Source organism: Microvirga pakistanensis (assembly GCF_004458765.1).
Classification (GTDB): Bacteria; Pseudomonadota; Alphaproteobacteria; order Rhizobiales; family Beijerinckiaceae; genus Microvirga; species Microvirga pakistanensis.
This window is the reverse complement of sequence record NZ_SPJX01000288.1, coordinates 59880-79021: the sequence shown is the minus strand read 5'-3', so window position 1 is coordinate 79021 and position 19142 is coordinate 59880. Positions and strand designations below refer to the sequence as shown.

Annotated in this window: 14 protein-coding genes; 6 read left to right on the top strand and 8 right to left on the bottom strand. The window is 68.1% G+C overall.

All coding sequences use genetic code 11. The features are described from left to right. The first annotated feature begins 19 nt into the window (after positions 1-19). The 6 genes from E4K09_RS15845 (at position 20) to trxA (ending at position 11952) form a co-directional block, all read left to right on the top strand. Positions 20-2587: a PAS domain-containing sensor histidine kinase gene (locus E4K09_RS15845; protein ID WP_244610521.1), complete on the top strand. Its 2568-nt coding sequence runs from the start codon at positions 20-22 to the stop codon at positions 2585-2587. An 8-nt stretch (positions 2588-2595) separates the two neighbouring features. Further along, positions 2596-4176: a tRNA (adenosine(37)-N6)-threonylcarbamoyltransferase complex ATPase subunit type 1 TsaE gene (gene tsaE / locus E4K09_RS15840; RefSeq protein WP_134498618.1), complete on the top strand. Its 1581-nt coding sequence runs from the start codon at positions 2596-2598 to the stop codon at positions 4174-4176. A gap of 9 nt (positions 4177-4185) precedes the next feature. Further along, positions 4186-4920: a nucleotidyltransferase family protein gene (locus tag E4K09_RS15835; RefSeq protein ID WP_280177469.1), complete on the top strand. Its 735-nt coding sequence runs from the start codon at positions 4186-4188 to the stop codon at positions 4918-4920. A gap of 18 nt (positions 4921-4938) precedes the next feature. Continuing rightward, positions 4939-8091: a double-strand break repair protein AddB gene (gene addB, locus E4K09_RS15830; RefSeq protein ID WP_134498616.1), complete on the top strand. Its 3153-nt coding sequence runs from the start codon at positions 4939-4941 to the stop codon at positions 8089-8091. Next, positions 8088-11525 (top strand): double-strand break repair helicase AddA, encoded by a 3438-nt coding sequence (gene addA, locus E4K09_RS15825; protein ID WP_134498614.1) that lies wholly within the window; start codon positions 8088-8090, stop codon positions 11523-11525. Before addB ends, addA begins: the two co-directional genes overlap by 4 nt. Positions 11526-11631: 106 nt before the next feature. Further along, on the top strand, positions 11632-11952 hold the full coding sequence (trxA, locus tag E4K09_RS15820; RefSeq protein WP_134498612.1) for a thioredoxin: 321 nt from the start codon (positions 11632-11634) through the stop codon (positions 11950-11952). Between the two features lie 67 nt (positions 11953-12019). Here trxA and E4K09_RS15815 read toward each other — a convergent pair whose 3' ends face one another. The 8 genes from E4K09_RS15815 to lhpI form a co-directional block, all read right to left on the bottom strand. Next, on the bottom strand, positions 12020-12292 hold the full coding sequence (locus tag E4K09_RS15815) for a DUF4242 domain-containing protein (protein ID WP_134498610.1): 273 nt from the start codon (positions 12290-12292) through the stop codon (positions 12020-12022). 128 nt (positions 12293-12420) lie between these two features. Continuing rightward, positions 12421-12822 (bottom strand): VOC family protein, encoded by a 402-nt coding sequence (locus E4K09_RS15810; RefSeq protein WP_134498608.1) that lies wholly within the window; start codon positions 12820-12822, stop codon positions 12421-12423. 11 nt (positions 12823-12833) lie between these two features. Then, positions 12834-14159: a bifunctional folylpolyglutamate synthase/dihydrofolate synthase gene (locus tag E4K09_RS15805; RefSeq protein WP_134498606.1), complete on the bottom strand. Its 1326-nt coding sequence runs from the start codon at positions 14157-14159 to the stop codon at positions 12834-12836. Between the two features lie 14 nt (positions 14160-14173). Further along, positions 14174-15079: an acetyl-CoA carboxylase, carboxyltransferase subunit beta gene (accD, locus tag E4K09_RS15800; protein WP_134498604.1), complete on the bottom strand. Its 906-nt coding sequence runs from the start codon at positions 15077-15079 to the stop codon at positions 14174-14176. Positions 15080-15188: 109 nt separating this feature from the next. Then, positions 15189-16028: a tryptophan synthase subunit alpha gene (gene trpA / locus E4K09_RS15795; protein WP_134498602.1), complete on the bottom strand. Its 840-nt coding sequence runs from the start codon at positions 16026-16028 to the stop codon at positions 15189-15191. Between the two features lie 169 nt (positions 16029-16197). Next, complete coding sequence (gene trpB, locus E4K09_RS15790) at positions 16198-17418, bottom strand: tryptophan synthase subunit beta (RefSeq protein WP_244610520.1); 1221 nt, start codon at positions 17416-17418, stop codon at positions 16198-16200. A 73-nt stretch (positions 17419-17491) separates the two neighbouring features. Then, positions 17492-18151 carry a phosphoribosylanthranilate isomerase gene (locus E4K09_RS15785; protein ID WP_134498598.1) on the bottom strand — a complete coding sequence of 220 codons (660 nt, stop codon included), beginning with the start codon at positions 18149-18151 and terminating at the stop codon, positions 17492-17494. A 9-nt stretch (positions 18152-18160) separates the two neighbouring features. Further along, complete coding sequence (gene lhpI / locus E4K09_RS15780) at positions 18161-19132, bottom strand: bifunctional Delta(1)-pyrroline-2-carboxylate/Delta(1)-piperideine-2-carboxylate reductase (protein ID WP_134498596.1); 972 nt, start codon at positions 19130-19132, stop codon at positions 18161-18163. Positions 19133-19142: the final 10 nt, after the last annotated feature.

Here is a 19142-nt window from a genome sequence, read left to right as displayed (position 1 = left end):
ATCGGGAGGACCGCGCGGCATGGCCGGGCAAGGGGAGCGTAACATCGGCAGCCGGAACGAGGACGGCACCCTCGCAGGTTTCGCCCGGGTCCCCTTGAGCCTCATGCTGCTCTCCGGAACCTCCGAAGCGGCGCTCGCCGCCGAGGCGCCGTTCCCGCTCCTGGACACGGCTTCCGATCTTCTCGATTATTTCTACGGTCTGAACCTTCACAGCGCGGCCGCTTTCGGCCTCTTCATGGGGCTCGTGTCGCTCACCACCATCACGTCCCTGCTGCTGATGGTGGAACGCCGCCGCTCCGCACGGGTGGAGCGGGCGCTGCGGCGGGAGCTTGCGGCCCTGCGCGGCTCGGACGATCTGGCAGCGTTGCTCATGGGCTCCGAGCGGCAAATGCTGGTGAGCTGGCAAGGCCGGGACAGCGAGCCGCGTTTCCAGGGCGATCCGTCCATCATCGGCGAGGGGGCTCCCGCCCGGCGGGCGCTGGCCTTCGGCGCCTGGATGCAGCCGAGCGATGCCGCGGCCGTGGAAGCCTCCCTCGAGCAGCTGAAGCAGCGCGGGGAAGCCTTCCGGCAGGTGGCGCGCACGCAGTTCGACCGGTTCATCGACGTGGAAGGCCGCACCATCGGCGGCCGCGCGATCCTGCGGCTGCGTGACGTGACGGGTGACCGCTCGGATCTGCTGAGGGCCCGGGCGGAGCTTGCCGGCGCACGCAGCGATCTGCGCTCGATGACCATGCTGCTCGACGACGTGGCCTATCCGCTCTGGATCCGCGATGCGGACGACAGATTGCTCTGGGCGAACCAGGCTTACCTGCGCGCCGTCGAAGCGCCGGATCTGGACGACGCGATGTCCCGCTCCGTGGAGCTCCTGAGCGAGCGGGCGCGCGACGACGCGCGGCGCCAGCGCAAGAACGGCGCGACCTATGCCGCGCGCGTGACGGCGGTCGTGGCCGGCCAGCGCGCCGTTCTCGACGTGATCGAGCGCCCCACATCCGGCGGCAGCGCCGGCATCGCGGTGGACGTGTCCGAGCTGGAGGCCGTGCGCAACGATCTGCAGCGGCAGATGGACGCGCATGTGCGCACGCTCGACCAGCTGCCCACCGCGGTCGCGATCTTCGATGCCGCGCAGAATCTGATCTTCAGCAACGCCGCCTACCAGCAGCTCTGGGGGCTCGATCCGGCGTTCCTCGCCTCGCGCCCGACGGACAGCGAAGTGCTCGATCGTCTGCGCGCCGCGCGCAAATTGCCGGAACAGGCGGACTTTCGCGCCTGGAAGTCGGATTTCCTCGCCGGCTATCGCTCGGTCGAGCAGCAGGAAACCTGGTGGCACCTGCCCGACCGCCGCACCCTGCGCGTCGTCACCAATCCCAATCCGCAAGGCGGCGTGACCTATCTGTTCGACGACGTGAGCGAGCGGTTCGAGCTCGCCTCGCAGGTCAACTCGCTGACCCAGGTCCAGGGCGAAACGCTGAACACGCTGAAAGAGGGTGTGGCGGTGTTCGGCTCCGACGGACGCCTCAAGCTGCACAACCGCGCCTTCGCGGACATGTGGAACCTGCCGCCCGACATGCCGGCGCAGAATCCGCACATCGACGCCATCATCAAGATCTGCCGCCAGCTCGCCCCTCAGGAAGAACCGTGGATCGACATCCGCGGCGCGGTGGTGGGCCTGGCGGACATGCGCACGGGCCATTCCTGCCGCTTCGAACGGCACGACGGCACGGCGCTCGATTGCACGGCGCAGCCCCTGCCCGACGGCGCGACTCTCCTGAGCTTCACCGACGTGACCGCGAGCGTGAACGTGGAACGCGCGCTCACCGAGCGCAACGAAGCGCTGGAGCGCGCCTCGCGCCTGCGCGACGAGTTCGTGCATCACGTGTCCTACGAGCTGCGCTCGCCGCTCACCAACATCATCGGCTTCACGCAGCTGCTCGGCGACGAGACCGTGGGCGCGCTCAATCCGCGCCAGCGCGATTACGCGGATCACATCATGCGCTCATCGGCGGCGCTGCTGGCCATTCTCAACGACATTCTCGATCTTGCCTCCATCGATACCGGGTCGCTGGAACTCACGCCCGAGATCGTGGATATCCGCTCCACCATCGAGGCCGCCATGCGCGGGCTGGAGGATCGGCTGGCGGAATCCTCCCTCCATCTCGTCATCGACACGCCGGACGACATCGGCACCTTCGTGGCGGACGGCAAGCGCGTGCGGCAGATTCTGTTCAACCTGCTCTCCAATGCGGTCGGCTTCTCCTCGCCGGGGCAGACCATCACGATCGCGGCCCGCAAGCGCGGCGGCGAAGTGATCTTCGACGTGAAGGACCATGGCCGCGGCATCCCGCCGGAGATCAAGGCGCGCATCTTCGAACGGTTCGAGAGCCATACGCTCGGCACCCGTCACCGGGGCGTGGGCCTGGGGCTGTCCATCGTCCGCTCCTTCGTGGAGCTGCATGGCGGGCGCATCGAGCTCGCGTCGGCGCCCGGCCAGGGCACGACGGTGACCTGCATCTTCCCCAATGAGCAGCAGGAATCGCCTTCCGATGGCCGATCCGCCTCGTCTGCGCTAACTCCTATGGCTGCCGAGTAGGATCAGCGATGGTGAATGGATTGGCTCTCATGTCCGAGCAGGATATTTCCCAGGCCGCATGGATCGTGACGCTTCCCGATCACGAGGCCACGGAGGATTTCGCGCGCAAGCTCGCGGAGGAGTTGAAGCCCGGCGATCTCGTGACCCTCTCCGGCGGCCTTGGAGCGGGCAAGACGACCTTCGCCCGCGCCCTGGTGCGCATGCTCGCCGGCGAGCCGGAGCTCGAGGTCCCGAGTCCCACCTTCACCCTGATGCAGGTCTATGACGGACCGCTCTGCCCCATCGTCCACGCGGATTTCTACCGGCTCTCCGGCGGCTACGAGCTGGTGGAGCTCGGCTGGGAGGAAACCACGGAGAACGCCATCGCGCTCGTGGAATGGCCGGAGCGCGCCGAGGGCGCCCTGAACCCCGATCATCTCGATATCCGTCTCGACTTCGAGCCTGGCGGCACTGGGCGCATCGCCATGCTCACCGGCACCGGCACCTTCGCGTCGCGTCTCCAGCGCATCAAGGCCTTCCGCGACCTGGTGGAACGCTGCGGCTGGTCCGATGCGGTCCGCCTGCCCATGCCGAGCGACGCCTCCGTGATCCGGTCCTACGAGCGGCTGATGAAGATGAACGGCGAAACCGCGCTGCTCATGATCTCGCCGCCCCGGCCCGTCGGCCCGCCCGTGCGGCGCGGCAAGCCCTATACCACCATCGCGAAGCTCGCGGAGACGGTTCATGCCTTCGTGGCCATGGACAAGGGCCTGCGCACCTTGGGCCTGAGCGCGCCCTTCATCTACGGGGAGGATCTCGATGCGGGCCTCCTGCTGATCGAGGATCTCGGCGCGGATCCCTTCACCGACGGGAACGGCCCGATCCCGGAGCGCTATGCGGAGGCCACGCGCGTTCTGGTCAAGCTCCACACCACGGAGCTGCCGCAGGCGCTGCCGGTCGCGGACGGGATCGAGCACGAGATTCCGTCCTACGATCTCGAAGCGCTCCTGATCGAGGTGGAGCTCCTGGCCGACTGGTATGTGCCGCACATCATCGGCTCGCAGCTCTCGGGCTCCGCGCGCGCGGAGTTCCTGAACCTGTGGACGGAGGCGCTCGGCGAAATTCTCACCGGTCCCACCACATGGACCCTACGCGATTATCACTCGCCCAACCTGATCTGGCTGTCCAACCGCGAGGGCCTGCAGCGCGTGGGCCTCATCGACTTCCAGGACGCGGTTCTCGGATCGCCCGCCTATGACGTCGCCTCCCTGCTGCAGGATGCGCGCGTGACCGTGCCTGCCGACCTGGAGCTGAAGCTCATCGGCCTCTATGCCCGCGAGCGCAAGAGCGCCGATCCCGCCTTCGACGTGTCGGCCTTCGCCCGCGCCTATGCGATCATGGCGGCGCAGCGCGCCACCAAGATCCTCGGCATCTTCGCGCGGCTCGACCGGCGCGACGGCAAACCTCATTACCTGAGGCATCTGCCGCGGATCGAAGCCTATCTCACCCGCAATCTGGCGCATCCCGCCTTGGCGAAGCTCAAGGTCTGGTATGAGAGCTACCTCCCGCGTCTCATCCCGCCCGAGGATGGGACGCCTCCCTCCTCTTGAGCCCCTTCAGTGTCCCATCTCCCTCAGCGTCCGCCCCATACCGCCATCGTGCTCGCAGCGGGTCTCGGCAAGCGCATGCTGCCGATCACGGCGACCATGCCGAAACCGCTCGTGAAGGTCGCGGGCCAGAGCCTCATCGATTTCGCGCTCGACCGGCTGCACGAAGCCGGCATCGGCACGGTGGTGGTCAACGTGCATCACTTCGCCGACATGCTGGAGGCGCATCTGCGCGCCCGCACGGTCCCGCGGATCGTGATTTCCGACGAGCGCGGCGAGCTGCTCGAAACCGGCGGCGGCGTGAAGAAGGCGCTGCCTCTCTTGGGGGATGACCCCTTCGTCACCTTCAATTCCGATTCCATGTGGATCGAGGGCGAGGAGCCGAATCTCAAGCGCCTCGTGGCCGCCTGGGAGCCCCGGCGCATGGATGTCCTGATGCTCGTCGCCCCGTTATCCACAAGTGTTGGCTATGAGGGGCGCGGCGATTTTCACCGGGACGCCGATGGCCGCCTGCGCCGCCGCGGAAGCGACGACAGGGCCGATTTCGTCTATGCGGGCGTGGCCGTCGTGAAGCCGGAACTCGTGGAGGGAACGCCCGACGGCGCCTTCTCGGCCAACGCCTTCTACGACCGCGCCATCGCGCAGGGCCGCCTCTACGGCTTGCCTCTGGAGGGCCAATGGCTGCATGTTGGGGAGCCTCATACGATTGCTGAGGCGGAAAAGTGCCTTGCCGCCCGCAAGCGATGAGGTGGTGTTGTGTCGAGCATGCCGCGTGTTTTCTCGGTTCCTCCGGGCTGCGCCTTTCTGCCGGCCCTGGTGGACGCGCTGCTCGACGGTCGCCTCGTCGGCCCCCTGTCCGATGATCCCGCCGCTCTCGCCGACGTCACCATCTTCGTTCCGACCCGCCGCGCCACCCGCGCGCTGATCGCGCTCCTGGCGGAGCGTGGCGCAGGCCGCGCGCAGCTCCTGCCGCGCATCGTGCCCCTGGGCGAGACGGACGAGGCCGAATTCGAGCTCACGGGCCTGGAGGGCACGCCGCTGGCGGAAGCCGCCAGCCTGAAGCCGCCGATTCCGCCGCTGGAACGCCGCCTCATCCTCACCCGCCTGGTGCAGCGCTGGTCGGCTGAAGTTGATCGCGCCCTGCTGCAGCTCGGGCCCGAAGTGCCCTTCATGGTGCCGGCTTCCCCAGCGGACGCGGTCAATCTCGCGGGCGATCTCGAAACGCTGATGGACGCCTTCACGACCGAGGGCATCGACTGGCACGCGCTCGAACTCGCCGTCGACTCGGATTACTCGAAATATTTCGAGATCACCCGCCACTTCGTGCAGATCGCGAGCGAGAACTGGCCCATGATCCTCGCCGAGCGCCAGGCGAGCGACCCGGCGCAGCGGCGCACGGCCCTCATCGAGGCGGAGGCGCGCAGGCTCGCCCGCGAGCGGCCCGACACCCCGATCATCGTGGCCGGCTCCACCGGCTCCGTGCCGGCCACCGCCCACCTGATGGCCACCATTGCGCGCCTGCCGCGCGGCGCCGTCGTGCTCCCCGGCCTGGATACGGATCTCGACGAGGAGAGCTGGTCCACCATCGGCGGCACGGGCGACGACGAGACCGACCCGGTGCACGGCCATCCGCAGGCGTCCCTGCGCCGCCTCCTGGACAGGCACCTGCGCATCCCACGCTCCGAGGTGACGATCCTGGGCGAGCTGCCTGAGCCGGCACGCGCCCGCAACCACCTGCTTTCGGAGGCGCTGCGCCCGGCCGACACCACGGACCGCTGGGCGCTCATCCCGCCGGACGAGCGGCTGGCCATGAGCCGCGGCGGCTGCGAGGGGCTGACCATCATCGAGGCCGCGGACGAGCGTGAGGAGGCGTTCGCCATCGCCATCGCCCTGCGCGAGACCCTCGTCCACCCGCACAAGACGGCGGCGCTGGTCACGCCCGACCGTGCCCTCGCGGCACGGGTGACGGCGGAACTCGCCCGCTGGGGATTGAGCGTGGAGGATTCGGCGGGCATTCCACTCTCCGACACGCCCGCCGGACGGCTCGCGCGGTTGACGGCGGAAGCCGCGGCCGACGACCTGAGCCCCGTGCGCCTGCTCTCGCTCCTCGCGCATCCGCTCGTGCGTCTGGGCCTCCCGCGCGCCACCGTCGAACACGCGGCGGGCGTTCTCGAAATCGGCGTGCTGCGCGGCCCCGCGCCGGCGCCCGGCATCGAGGGCATGCGCGCCGCGCTGGCCACGCGCCGAAGCGATAAGGACCATCGCACGCCCCGCCCCCGCGCACGCCTCACCGATGCGGATTGGGACCTCGCCGACACGCTGCTGCAGCGCCTCGGCCTCGCCTTCCAGACCTTCACGCCCGCCGCCTACGGCGAGGATCGGCTCGACCTCATGGCGCTCGTGGAGCACCACCGGCGCGCGTTCCACCTCCTCTGCGCGCCGCCCGAGGATGACGAGGGCGAGAGCGAACCGTCCCTCGAGCCGCTGGCCGCGCTCTTCGACGATCTCGAGAACTCGGACATCCGCGAAGAGGAGGGCCATCCGCTGGCCGGCCGTTTCGTGGATTATCCGGCCTTCTTCACCGCGCTCGCCAAGCAGCGCAATTTGAGCCCCTCGCCCCGCTCCACGCACCGCCGCCTGAAGATCCTGGGGCTGCTGGAAGCGCGCCTTCTCACCGTCGACCGGGTCGTGCTCGGCGGGTTGGACGAGGGCACCTGGCCGCCGCGCACGGTGACGGACGCGTTCCTCAACCGCCCCATGCGCGCCCGCGTGGGCCTGATGCCGCCGGAGCGGCGCATCGGCCAGACGGCGCACGATTTCGTGCAGGCGCTCGGCACCCACGATGTGGTGATCACCCGCGCGCACAAGCGCGACGGCTCGCCCATGGTGCCCTCGCGCTTCCTGCAGCGCCTCAAGGCTTTCACCGGCCGGGAGGCGTGGAACGCCATGCTGAAGTCGGGAGAGTATTACCGCCGGCTTGCCCGCACCCTCGACACGCCGAAACCCGCGCCCGCTCTTCCACGCCCGCGCCCGAAGCCCGACCCTGCGCTCTTCCCGCGCTCCTTGAGCGTCACGGAAGTCGAGACGCTGGTGCGCGATCCCTATTCGATCTTCGCACGCCATGTCCTGGGGCTCGATGCGCTGGAGGCGATCGCGGTCGCGCCGAGCGCGGCCGAACGCGGCACGATCATCCACGAGGTGATCGGCGCGTTCGCCGAGCGCTATCCGAAGGATCTGCCCGCGCACGCACAGGAGATCCTGCTGGGTCTCGGCGAGGTGGCCTTCGCCAGGATCGCGGAGGCCTATCCCGAACTCTACGCCGAATGGTGGCCTCGCTTCGAACGGCTCGCGGTCGCGTTCCTCGACTGGGAGCAGCAGCGGCGTCCCGGTCTCGCGCAGGTCCATGCGGAGCGGTCGGGCAGGCTCTCGATCCCGCTGCCGGACGGCTCGATCTTCTCCTTGCGCGCCCGGGCGGACCGGATCGAGCAGCGCCGCGACGGGGGCTTCGCCATCATCGATTTCAAGACGGGCCAGCCGCCGGGCGTGCGCGAGGTCTATGCGGGGTTCTCGCCGCAGCTGACGCTGGAAGCCGTGATGCTGATGAAGGGCGCCTTCAAGGGGCTGCCCATGGCAAAGGAGACGCCCGACCTCGTCTACATCCACACCACCGGCGGGCGCGAGCCGATCAAGCCGCGCGAGATCAAGCCGGGACGGGACGAGGAGCGCTCCGTGCCCGAGATCGTGGAAGAGCATCGCCGCCGCTTCGAAGGCATGATCGCGCGCTTCGTGAAGGGCGAGGCGGCCTACGTCTCGCGGCCCTTCCCGAAATATGCGCGGCGCTTCTCCGACTACGATCATCTGGCGCGCGTGAAGGAATGGTCGCTGGCGAGCGCCGGCGGGGCCGAGGGCGGCGAATGAGCCACGATCTCGTCATCCCCGACTACACCAAGGAGGCGCAGCGCCGCGCCGCGAATCCGCGCGCCTCGGCCTGGGTCTCCGCCAATGCGGGCGCGGGCAAGACGAAGGTTCTGACCGACCGCGTGGTGCGCCTGCTGCTGAGCGGTTCCCTGCCCGGACGCATTCTCTGCCTCACCTTCACCAAGGCCGCGGCGGCCAACATGGCGATCCGCGTGTTCGAGCGGCTGGGACGGTGGGTGACCATGGACGAGGAAAGCCTCGTGGCCGAGCTCACGGAGCTCGAGGGCGTCAAGCCCACGCGCCAGCAGCTGAAGCTCGCCCGCACCCTGTTTGCCCGCGCGGTGGAAACGCCGGGCGGCCTGAAGATCGACACCATCCACGCGTTCTGCGAGCGCCTGCTGCATCTCGTGCCTTTCGAGGCCAACGTGCCCGCGCGCTTCGCCGTGCTGGACGAAAGCCAGACCGACGAGATGCTGGCGCAGGCCGTGAAGAACGTGCTGGCGGATGCGTCGAACGGCAACTTTCCGCACCTGAAGGATGCGCTCGACGTCATCAGCGTGGATGCGGTGGGCGATGCGCTGACATCCGCCTTGAATGCCGCTTTGCGCTGCAAGGACTTCCTGCACGATCCCACCGGCATCGCGCGGCTGCGGCGGGAGCTCGGCCTGACGGACGACGAGACGCTCGCGAGCATCGAGCGGGCGATGCTGGAGGGCGGAATCGCGCCGGAGAGCTGGCCTGCCGTCGCGCAGGATCTCATGACCGGAAAGGCCACCGATCAGGAACGGGCGGAATCGTTCATCGCCGCCGCCCAGGCGAGCGACCTCGCCGAGAAGCTCAAGCACTATCTCGCCGTGTTCCTGAAGGAATCAGACGGCAAGCCGCGCGCGGAATCCCGCCTCGTCACCAAATCGGTGGATCCTGCCCTGAAGGAGCGCCTGCTCGACGAGCAGAGCCGCATCTGGACTCTCATCGACAAGCAGAAGGCCGCCCGCGCCGTGGAGCGCACGCAGGCGCTCTTTCTGCTCGCGGCCGAAATTCACGACCGCGTCGAGCAGATGAAGATGCGGCTCGGCGCGCTCGACTTCCAGGATCTCATCGACAGGACGCTGACGCTGCTCTCGCGCGGCGACACGGCGTGGGTGCTCTACAAGCTCGATCGCGGCATCGACCACGTGCTGATCGACGAGGCGCAGGACACGAACCCGCAGCAATGGGAGATCCTGCGCAAGATCACGGAGGATTTCACCGCAGGCGAAGGCGCCGCGGGCAGCCGCATCCGCACGCGCTTCGCGGTGGGCGACCCCAAGCAGTCGATCTACGGCTTCCAGGGCGCCGTTCCCCTGGAATTCGAGCTGACGCGCAAGAGCTGGATGAAGGAGGCGCGGGACGCGGAGCTTCACTTCGAGGACGTGTCGCTCACCATGTCGTTCCGATCCACGAAAGCGGTTCTCTCCGCCGTGGACGCCACCTTCGCGGTCGAGAAGAACTTCAAGGGCCTGTCCTTCGAGGACAAGGCGATCGGCACCGTGCACGAGAGCGCGCGTCCGCACGCGCCCGGCCTCGTGGAATTGTGGCCGACGGAAACGCCCGCCGAGGAGGAGGAGCCCGAAGCCTGGGTGCTTCCCGTCGACGAGCCCGAGCAGCACGCGCCGCCGGTCGTCGTGGCGCGGCGCATCGCGCAGGCCGTGAAGTGCTGGACCACCAAGGGCGACGAGAACGGGCGCGTCTGGACGGCGGGTGACGTGCTGGTTCTCGTGCGCAAGCGCGGCGCGGCCTTCGAGGCGGTGATCCGCGCGCTCAAGGAAGCGGGCGTGCCCGTGGCGGGCGCGGACCGGCTGAATATCGGCGAGCATATCGCCGTGCTCGATCTCGTGGCGGCGGGACGCGCGGCGCTTCTGCCGGACGACGACCTGACGCTCGCCATCGCGCTGAAATCGCCCCTCGTGGGCCTCGACGACGACGATCTCATCCGCATCGCGGCCGGTCGTGGGGACGACGAGTCGCTGCATGCCGCGCTGCGGCGCCACGCCGAGGCCGGCGACGCGAAGGCGGCGCGCGGCTGCGAGGCGTTGCAGGCGTGGCGCGAGCTTGCCGCGCAGAACGGCCCCTTCGGCTTTTTCGCCACCCTGCTCGGCCCGCGCGGAGGGCGCTCGCAGCTCGTGGCGCGGCTGGGCAGTGAAGCGGGCGACGCCATCGACGCGTTTCTGTGCTTCGCGCATCAGGCGGAGATGACCGAAACGCCATCGCTCACGATCTTCCTCAACCGCTTCGAATCCGCCTCGCACACCATCAAGCGCGATCTCGACTCGGTGAACAGCGAAGTGCGCGTGATGACGGTGCACGGGGCCAAGGGCCTGGAGGCGCCCATCGTGGTTCTCATCGACGGCTGCGAGGTGCTGGGCCGCGATCCGCCGCTGCTGCAATTGCAGACGAAGACGGGCCGCACGATCCCCGTCTGGGCTCCGGGCAAGAACGCCGATTGCGGCGTGATGGAAGAAGCGCGCGAGGGCCTGCATGCCAAGGGCTACGAGGAGCACAATCGCCTCCTCTATGTCGCCATGACCCGCGCGAAGGACCGGCTCGTGATTGCGCCCTACCGCACCAGCGGCAAGGAGAATCCGCACGATGCCTGGTGCGAGATGATCCGCCACGGGCTCGTGCAGAAGGCGGGTGGCCTGGAGCGCAGCGAAGCGCCCTATGGCCCCATCGACCTCTGGCGCGAAGGCTCGCCGCTCGCCCGTACGCTGGCGGCGGAATCCGATGTCGCGCCGCTCGAGTCGTTCGAGATGCCGGACTGGCTGACGCTTCCCGCCACGCCCGAGCCCGAACCCTTGCCCCCGATTCGCCCCTCGAGCGCCCTGGGGGCGGCCGAGCGCATGACGCGGCCGGGCGACGGCCCCTATGCGCCCGAGGCGCGGCTTCGCGGAACCCTGGTCCATGCGCTGCTGGAACGGCTTCCGGCGCTCGCCGCGGAGCATCGTGTGACCATGGCCCGCGCCTATGTGCGGGCGCGCGCTCCCCGGCTTGCCGCGGAGGTTCGCGAATCGGTCATCGCCAATGCTCTCGCGGTTCTGGACCATGAGGGTTTGCGGGCCCTGTTCGGTCCCGGCTCGCGGGCCGAGGCTCCGATTGCCGGCAGGGTGCTGACGGACCAGGGGGAACTGATGGTCTCCGGCCAGATCGACCGCCTCGCCGTGCTGGACCGCGAGGTTCTGGTGGCCGACTTCAAGACCACGGCCCGGCCGCCCCGGCCCGGCCAGGTGCCGCCGCGATCCTATGTGGCCCAGCTTGCGCTCTATCGGACGCTCTTGTCCGAGATCTATCCGGACAAGCGGATCCGCACCTTCCTGGTCTGGACCGCCGGGCCCGTGATCCACGAGCTGATGGAACCGGAGCTGGAATCGGCTCTTACCCTCATCAAAGCCGCGTGAGGGAAAGACGGCCCTTGCTTGATTCCCGGACCCGCCGTTCTTACCTTGGCTCTATCGTCGAGCGGCTCGCCTCGAGTCGCTGTATCAAATGTTCAAAGGTGATGTGATGGCGACCGTTAAGGTGACCGATGCGAGCTTCCAGCAGGACGTCCTGCAATCCTCCGAGCCCGTGGTGGTCGATTTCTGGGCGGAATGGTGCGGCCCCTGCCGCATGATCGGCCCGGCTCTGGAAGAGATCTCCAACGAGATGGAAGGCCGCGTGAAGATCGCGAAGGTGAACGTGGACGAGAACCCGCAGATCGCCTCGCAGCTCGGCATCCGCTCGATCCCGGCCCTGATGATGTTCAAGGGCGGCCAGGTGGTGGCTCAGAAGATCGGCGCGGCCCCCAAGGGCGACCTCACCAAGTGGATCCAGGCGTCCGCCTGATCGCTGCACACTTGCAGGAACACGAAAGGGGCCTCATGGCCCCTTTTGCTGTTTGGCCTGCTCGACCTCATTCCGCCGTCGTGGGATCGATCATGGTGCGGACCCGCGAGATGCGATCCGCGGGGAAGCCGCCGCGCTGGGCATGCTCACGGATGATGTCCTCGTTCGGCGCCCGGTAGACGCAGTAGATCTTGTCGTCCGTGACGTAGCTGTGAACCCATTGGATCTCGGGCCCCAGATCCCGCAGGACATTGCACGAGGTCTGAGATGCTCCCTTGAGATCGTCGGTGGACGAACTGCCTACGCCAGGCATGTTTCGCTCGATTACGAATTGAGGCATGTGCTTATCGCCGGACAGGCCGGCGCCTCCCTGATCGCCGGATCGTTCCGGGCGCCACGAAGGTTCCGCCTCACCGGCCGGGTTCGCAAATGGTCAAACGGGGTAAGGGGTTGCAAACGGCAAAGGTCTCAGGCGACCGCGTCGGGAGCCATGTAGATGATCTCCCAGATATGCCCGTCGAGGTCGCTGAAGCTGCGGCCGAACATGAAGCCGTGATCCTCCGGCTCCCGCACTTCCCGGCCGCCCTGCGTCAGGGCCCTGTCGACCAGCTGGTTCACCCGCCTCCTGCTCTCCACCGACAGGCAGGTGAGCACCTCGGTCATCCGCGCGGTGTCGGCGACGGGCCTGCGGGCGACTTCCCGGAACTTCGCCTCGGTGAGCAGCATGGCGAAGATGTCCTCCGAGATCGCCAGGCAGGCGGCGCTCTCGTCGCTGAGTTGCGGATCATACCGGAAGCCAATGGCCTGAAAGAAGCGCACCGCCCGCTGCAGGTCCTTCACCGGCAAGTTGACGTAGATTTTGGTGGCCATGGCCGCCTTCCTTATTCGGGCAGCGTTCCGTTGGCTGCCAGCACCTCACCTGCCAGATAGAGCGAGCCGCAGATCAGGACACGGGGCGGGCGGTCCCAAACGTAGTTGTGCAGCGAGGCCAGCGCGGATTCGACGCTCGGCGCGACCGAAGTGGTAATCCCGACGCTTGCCGCGATGGTGGCGACTTCCTCGGCCGGACGCGCGGCGATCTGCCCCCCGATCGGCACCGCGATCACCTCCCGCGCGAGCCCGGAGAAGTTCTTGAAGAAGGCCTGGGAGTCCTTGGTGCCGAGCATGCCGGTGATCAGCACGAGCGGCGCGTCGCTGCGCTCGCTCTGGTCGGCCATCGCCGCCGCCAGAACGCGTCCGCCATCCATGTTGTGCCCGCCGTCGAGCCACAGCTCGCAGCCTTGCGGCGCGATCTCGGGCAGGCGGCCCTTGGAGAGCCGCTGCAGCCGTCCGGGCCATTCGGCCCGGGTGAGGCCCGCCTCGAAGGCGGAGGTCTCGAACTGCTCGAAGCCTGCGGCGCGCAGGGCCGCGATGGCGGTGCCCGCGTTGATGAACTGGTGGCGCCCGACGAGCTTCGGACGCGGCAGGTCGAGCAAGCCCCTCTCATCCTGATAGACGAGGCGGCCTCCCTCCTCGTGCACGGAGAAATCCTGCTGGCCGACGAGAAGCGGAGAAGCGCCGATGCGCTCCGCCTCGTCGCGCAGGGTCCGATCGGCCTCCAGATAATCCTGCGGCGCGATGACCGCCGGGCAGCCGCGCTTGAAGACGCCCGCCTTCTCCTTCGCGATCGCTTCGAGCGTCGTGCCGAGATACTCCGCGTGATCGTGCCCGATGGGCGTGACCACGGCGGCGGCGGGCTTGTCGATGACGTTCGTCGCATCGAGGCGCCCGCCCAACCCCACTTCCAGCAGCAGCACGTCGGCAGGCTCCTCCGCGAAGATGAGAAGCGCCGCGGCGGTGGTGATCTCGAACACGGTGATCGGCTCACCCGCGTTCACCGCCTCGCAGCGGCGGAAGGCCTCGACGAGGCGATTCTCGCTCACGTACTGACCGCCGCTGAGCCGGCCGAGACGGATGCGCTCGTGGAAGCGAACGAGATGCGGCGAGGTGTAGACGTGAACGGCGAGGCCTGCGCTTTCCAGGATCGCCCGCATGAACGCGATGGTGGAGCCCTTGCCGTTGGTGCCGGCCACATGGATGACGGGCGGCAGGCGGCGCTCGGGATGCCCGAGCTGCGCCAGCAGCCGCTGAATGCGCCCGAGCGACAGGTCGATGGTCTTCGGGTGCAGGGCGAGAAAACGCGCGATCAGCGCATCGGAAGAGTCCAACGCCCCGCCCTCGCTTACTCGGCCGCAGCCGCAATGGCCGTCGTGGCGGCCGCGCTGTCGGTCGGAGCGGCCGCCGGGGCCTTGGTGAACAGGCGCGACAGGCGGGCGATCGTGGCCTTCAGGTCATGGCGATGAACCACCATGTCCACCATGCCGTGCTCCTTGAGGTATTCGGAACGCTGGAATCCGTCGGGCAGCTTCTCGCGGATGGTCTGCTCGATCACGCGCGGGCCGGCGAAGCCGATGAGGGCGCCGGGCTCGGCGAGATGCACGTCGCCCAGCATCGCGTAGGACGCTGTGACGCCGCCGGTCGTGGGGTTCGTGAGCACCACGATATAGGGAAGGCGCGCGTCCCGCAGGCGGCGGATGGCCACCGTGGTGCGCGGCATCTGCATGAGCGAGAGAATGCCCTCCTGCATGCGCGCGCCCCCCGAACCGGCGAAGAGCACGTAGGGGGTCTTCTTGTCGAGCGCGGTCTCGGCGCCCTTCACGAAGGCCTCGCCGGCCGCCATGCCGAGCGAGCCGCCCATGAAGCCGAAATCCTGCACGGCGACGGTCATCGGCAGGCCTTCGACCCGGCCGAAGCCCACCTTGAAGGCATCCTGCTGGCCGGTCTTGGTGCGGGCGTCCTTCAGGCGGTCGACGTAGCGCTTCTCGTCGCGGAACTTCAGCGGGTCGACGGGCACCTCCGGCAGCGCCACGTCGAGCCAGGTGCCGCCGTCGAACATGAGCTGCAGGCGCTGCGTGGCCGAAAGGCGCATGTGGTGGTTGGAGCCGGGGATCACCCATTGGTTCGCCTCCACGTCCTTGTGGAAGACCACCTGCCCCGTATCCGGACACTTGATCCAGAGATTGTCCGGCGTCTCGCGCTTGAAGAGCGTCTTGATCTTCGGACGGACGACTTCGGAAATCCAGTTCATTGTACCAATCCTCTCGTCATGGCCGGGCTTGTCCCGGCCATCCACGTCTTTCCACGCGTTTGACGGCGTGGATGCCCGCAACACGTGCGGGCATGACGTGCAGTGACTTTCAAGCGGCGGCGCGCTTGACCACCGAGCGCACGCCGTCGCTCAACTCCTTCACCAAGGTGGTGACGGCCTCGACCGAGCGCGAGGTGGCGCGACCCTGTTCGTCGAGGGTGCCCTTCAGCGCGTCGATGAGCGCCGAGCCCACCACCACGCCGTCGGCGCCCTGTGCCACCGCCGCCGCATGGGCGCCGCTCTTCACCCCGAAGCCCACCACGACCGGCAGGGGCGTGTGATGCTTGATGCGCTCCACCGCCGAGGCGACCTTGCCGAAATCCGGGGTCGCCGCGCCCGTGATGCCGGTGATCGAAACGTAATAGACGAACCCCGCCGTGTTGGCGAGCACCGCCGGAAGGCGCTTGTCGTCCGTGGTCGGGGTGGCCAGGCGAATGAAGGCGAGGCCTGCCTTCAGGGCCGGAAGGCAGAGCTCGTCGTCCTCCTCCGGCGGAAGATCGACGACGATCAGGCCATCGACGCCCGCTTCCTTCGCGTCGCTCAGGAAACGGTCGACGCCATAGACGAAAATGGGGTTGAAATAGCCCATCAGGATCACGGGCGTGTCCTGATCCTCGGCCCGGAAGCGGCGGATGAGGTCGAGGGTCTTCGCCGTATCCTGCCCGACCTTCAGGGCCCGCAGGCCCGCCGCCTGGATCGCCGGGCCGTCGGCCATGGGATCGGTGAAGGGCAGGCCGAACTCGACGATGTCGGCCCCCGCCTTCGGCAGGCTCTTCAGGATGGCGAGGGAGGTCTCGGGATCCGGGTCCCCCGCCATGATGTAGGTGACGAGGGCGGCGCGGCCTTCCGCGCGGCATTGTTCAAAACGGGCTTCGATGCGCTGGGTCATGGACGGGTCTTTAGCACGGGAGGGAGTTGGGTTGAAACCCGTTCAACACGGCCGTCATGCCCGCGCTTGTCGCGGGTTGTCCACGTCTTCCGGCCTCCCGGCTCCCAAGACGTGGATGGCCGGGACTGATCCCCGGATCAAGTCCGGGGACGGCCATGACGGAAGAGCTTCAGGCGATCGTGTTCCCCAGATGCTCGGCGATCTGGAACAGGTCCTTGTCGCCGCGGCCGCTGATATTGACCACCATCAGGTGATCCTTCGGCTTCTGCGGCGCGAGCTCGATGACCTTGGCGAGGGCGTGGCTCGGCTCCAGGGCGGGCAGGATGCCCTCGAGCTGCGAGCAGAGCTGGAACGCCTCCAGCGCCTCGTCGTCGGTGGCCGAGATGTAGGTCACGCGGCCCATGTCGTGCAACCACGCATGCTCCGGGCCGATGCCGGGATAATCGAGACCGGCCGAGATCGAATGGGCGTCGCTGATCTGGCCGTCATAGTCCATGAGCAGGTAGGTGCGGTTGCCGTGGAGCACGCCCGGGCGCCCGCCGGTGAGCGAGGCGGCATGGAGCTTGTCGAGGCCGTGGCCCGCCGCCTCGACGCCGTAGATCTCGACAGCCTTGTCGTCGAGGAAGGGATGGAACAGCCCGATGGCGTTGGAGCCGCCGCCGATGCAGGCGACGAGCGAATCCGGCAGGCGGCCCTCCGCCTCGAGCATCTGCGTGCGGGTTTCGTTGCCGATGACGCACTGGAAATCGCGCACCATGGCGGGATAGGGATGCGGGCCCGCCACCGTGCCGATGCAGTAGAAGGTGTCGGCGACGTTCGTGACCCAGTCGCGCAGGGCCTCGTTCATGGCGTCCTTCAGCGTCCTCGTGCCGGATTGCACGGGCACCACCTTCGCGCCCAGCATGTTCATGCGGAACACGTTGGGCTTCTGCCGCTCCACGTCGACGGCACCCATGTAGACGATGCACTCGAGCCCGAAGCGCGCGCAGAGCGTGGCCGTGGCGACACCGTGCTGGCCCGCCCCGGTTTCGGCGATGATGCGCTTCTTGCCCATGCGGCGGGCGAGAAGGATCTGGCCCAGCACGTTGTTCACCTTGTGCGCGCCGGTATGGTTCAGCTCTTCGCGCTTGAAATAGATCTTCGCGCCGCCGAGATGCTCGGTCATGCGCTCCGCGAAATAGAGCGGGCTCGGACGGCCGATATAGTGCTTGGAGAAATGCTCCATGTCGGCGTGGAAGGACGGGTCGTTCTTGGCCTCGTCGTAGGCTTTTTCCAGCTCCAGGATGTTCGGCATCAGGGTCTCGGCGACGAAGCGGCCGCCGAACTGACCGAAATGCCCGCCCTCGTCGGGACCGGTGCGGAAGGAATTGGGTTGAGCTTGAGCTGACACGGCCTGTCCTGCCTGTTTGAGCATGTCCCGGAAAAGCCGCTGTCGGCTTCTCGGACGGACATGCGTACTTCCTCTAGTGCTGAGCAGCGAATGCTGTCCGGGCTGCCCTGACGAAGGCTTCGATCCTGGCCGGGTCCTTGAGGCCCGGTCCGCTTTCCACCCCGGACGAGACGTCGACGGCTTTCGGCTTCGTGAGCCTGATGGCCTCCGCCACGTTGTCGGGGTTCAGGCCCCCTGACAACATGACGGGCAGAGCCGGGTCAAGCCCCTTCAGGAGCTTCCAGTCGAAGGCGACGCCGTTGCCGCCGGGCAGAGCGTCCGCCGTGCGGGGCGGCTTGGCGTCGAGCAGGATATGCTCGGAAGCCTTGGCGTAGGAGGCGAGAGCCTCCAGATCGCGTTCTTCCGCGACGCCGAGAGCCTTCATGACCGGGCGGCGGACCATCGAGCGGAGTTCCGCGACGCGCTCGGGGGTCTCGCTTCCATGCAGCTGGATCAGGTCAGGGTTGATGGCCTCGACCGCCTGCGCGAGCTCCTCGTCGTCGGGATTGACCAGCAGCACGACCCGCTGGGCGCGGCCCCGCGCCTGGAGGGACAGGCGGTGGCCGAGATCGAGGGTCACGTGGCGGGGGCTCTTCGGAAAGCGCACGAACCCCACCATGTCCGCGCCGGCATCCAGCGCGACAGCCAGGGTTTCGGGGGTCGATAGCCCACAGATCTTGATCAGAGTGTTCATTGTTTCATTTTACGACGGATTGGCCAGCGAACGCCATACCAGCATTGCCGCAGCCAGATCCTCCAGGGCCGTGCCCACGGACTTGAACACGGTGACGGCCCTCTCGTTCCACTGCGGCGGGTTGCGGCAGAGATCGAACAGGGTGCCGCGCACATGCCCTTCCGGGATCGCGCCCGTCCGGATCGAGACGGCCACATCCCCGCCTTCGGACTTTGCGGCGTCGGTATCGACATAAACCTCGGCCCGGCGCAGGGCCTCGTCGTCGGCCTCGCGCATGTTCAGATTGAAGGCGCCCACCAGGTCGAGATGCGCGCCGTCCTTGAGCCATGCGCCCTTCACGATGGGCGCGGTGGAAAGCGTCGCGCAGGAGATGAGATCGGCCTCCCGCACGGCCGCTTCCAGATCCGTGACGGCCGTGACCGGCCATCCGTCCCGGCGAAGCGCGGCCGCTAGGGCGTGCGCCTTCTCGGGCCGGTGATTCCACAGGCACACCTCCCGGATCGGCCGCTGGCTCAGGTGGGCCCGGATGAGGAAGGGCGCCAGCGCCCCCGATCCCACCATCACCATGCGGCTGGCATCGGGACGCGCGAGATGGCGCGCGGCGAGCGCCGAGGCGGCGGCGGTGCGCCAGACGGTCAGCCGCGTCCCGTCGAGAACGGCCACGGGCTCCCCCGTCCCGCCGTCCATCAGGAGATAGGAGCCCATCACGCTGGGCAGGCCCTTCGCGCCGTTGTTCGGAAACACGGAGACCACCTTCACGCCCAGGAATCCGTCCTGCAATCCGTCCTGCAATCCATCCCGCGCGGCGGGGCCCGTCCATGCGGGCATCAGCAGCAACGTGCCGTGGGACCCCGCCCGCTCGATGTCGTGATGGTGCCGCACGGGCGTGACCATATCGCCGCGAAAGGCGTCGCTCAGGGCATCGATCAGGGCCGGGAAGGCAAGAGCCTGGTCGATCTCGGCGGAGGCGATGACGCGCATGGAGGGGGAT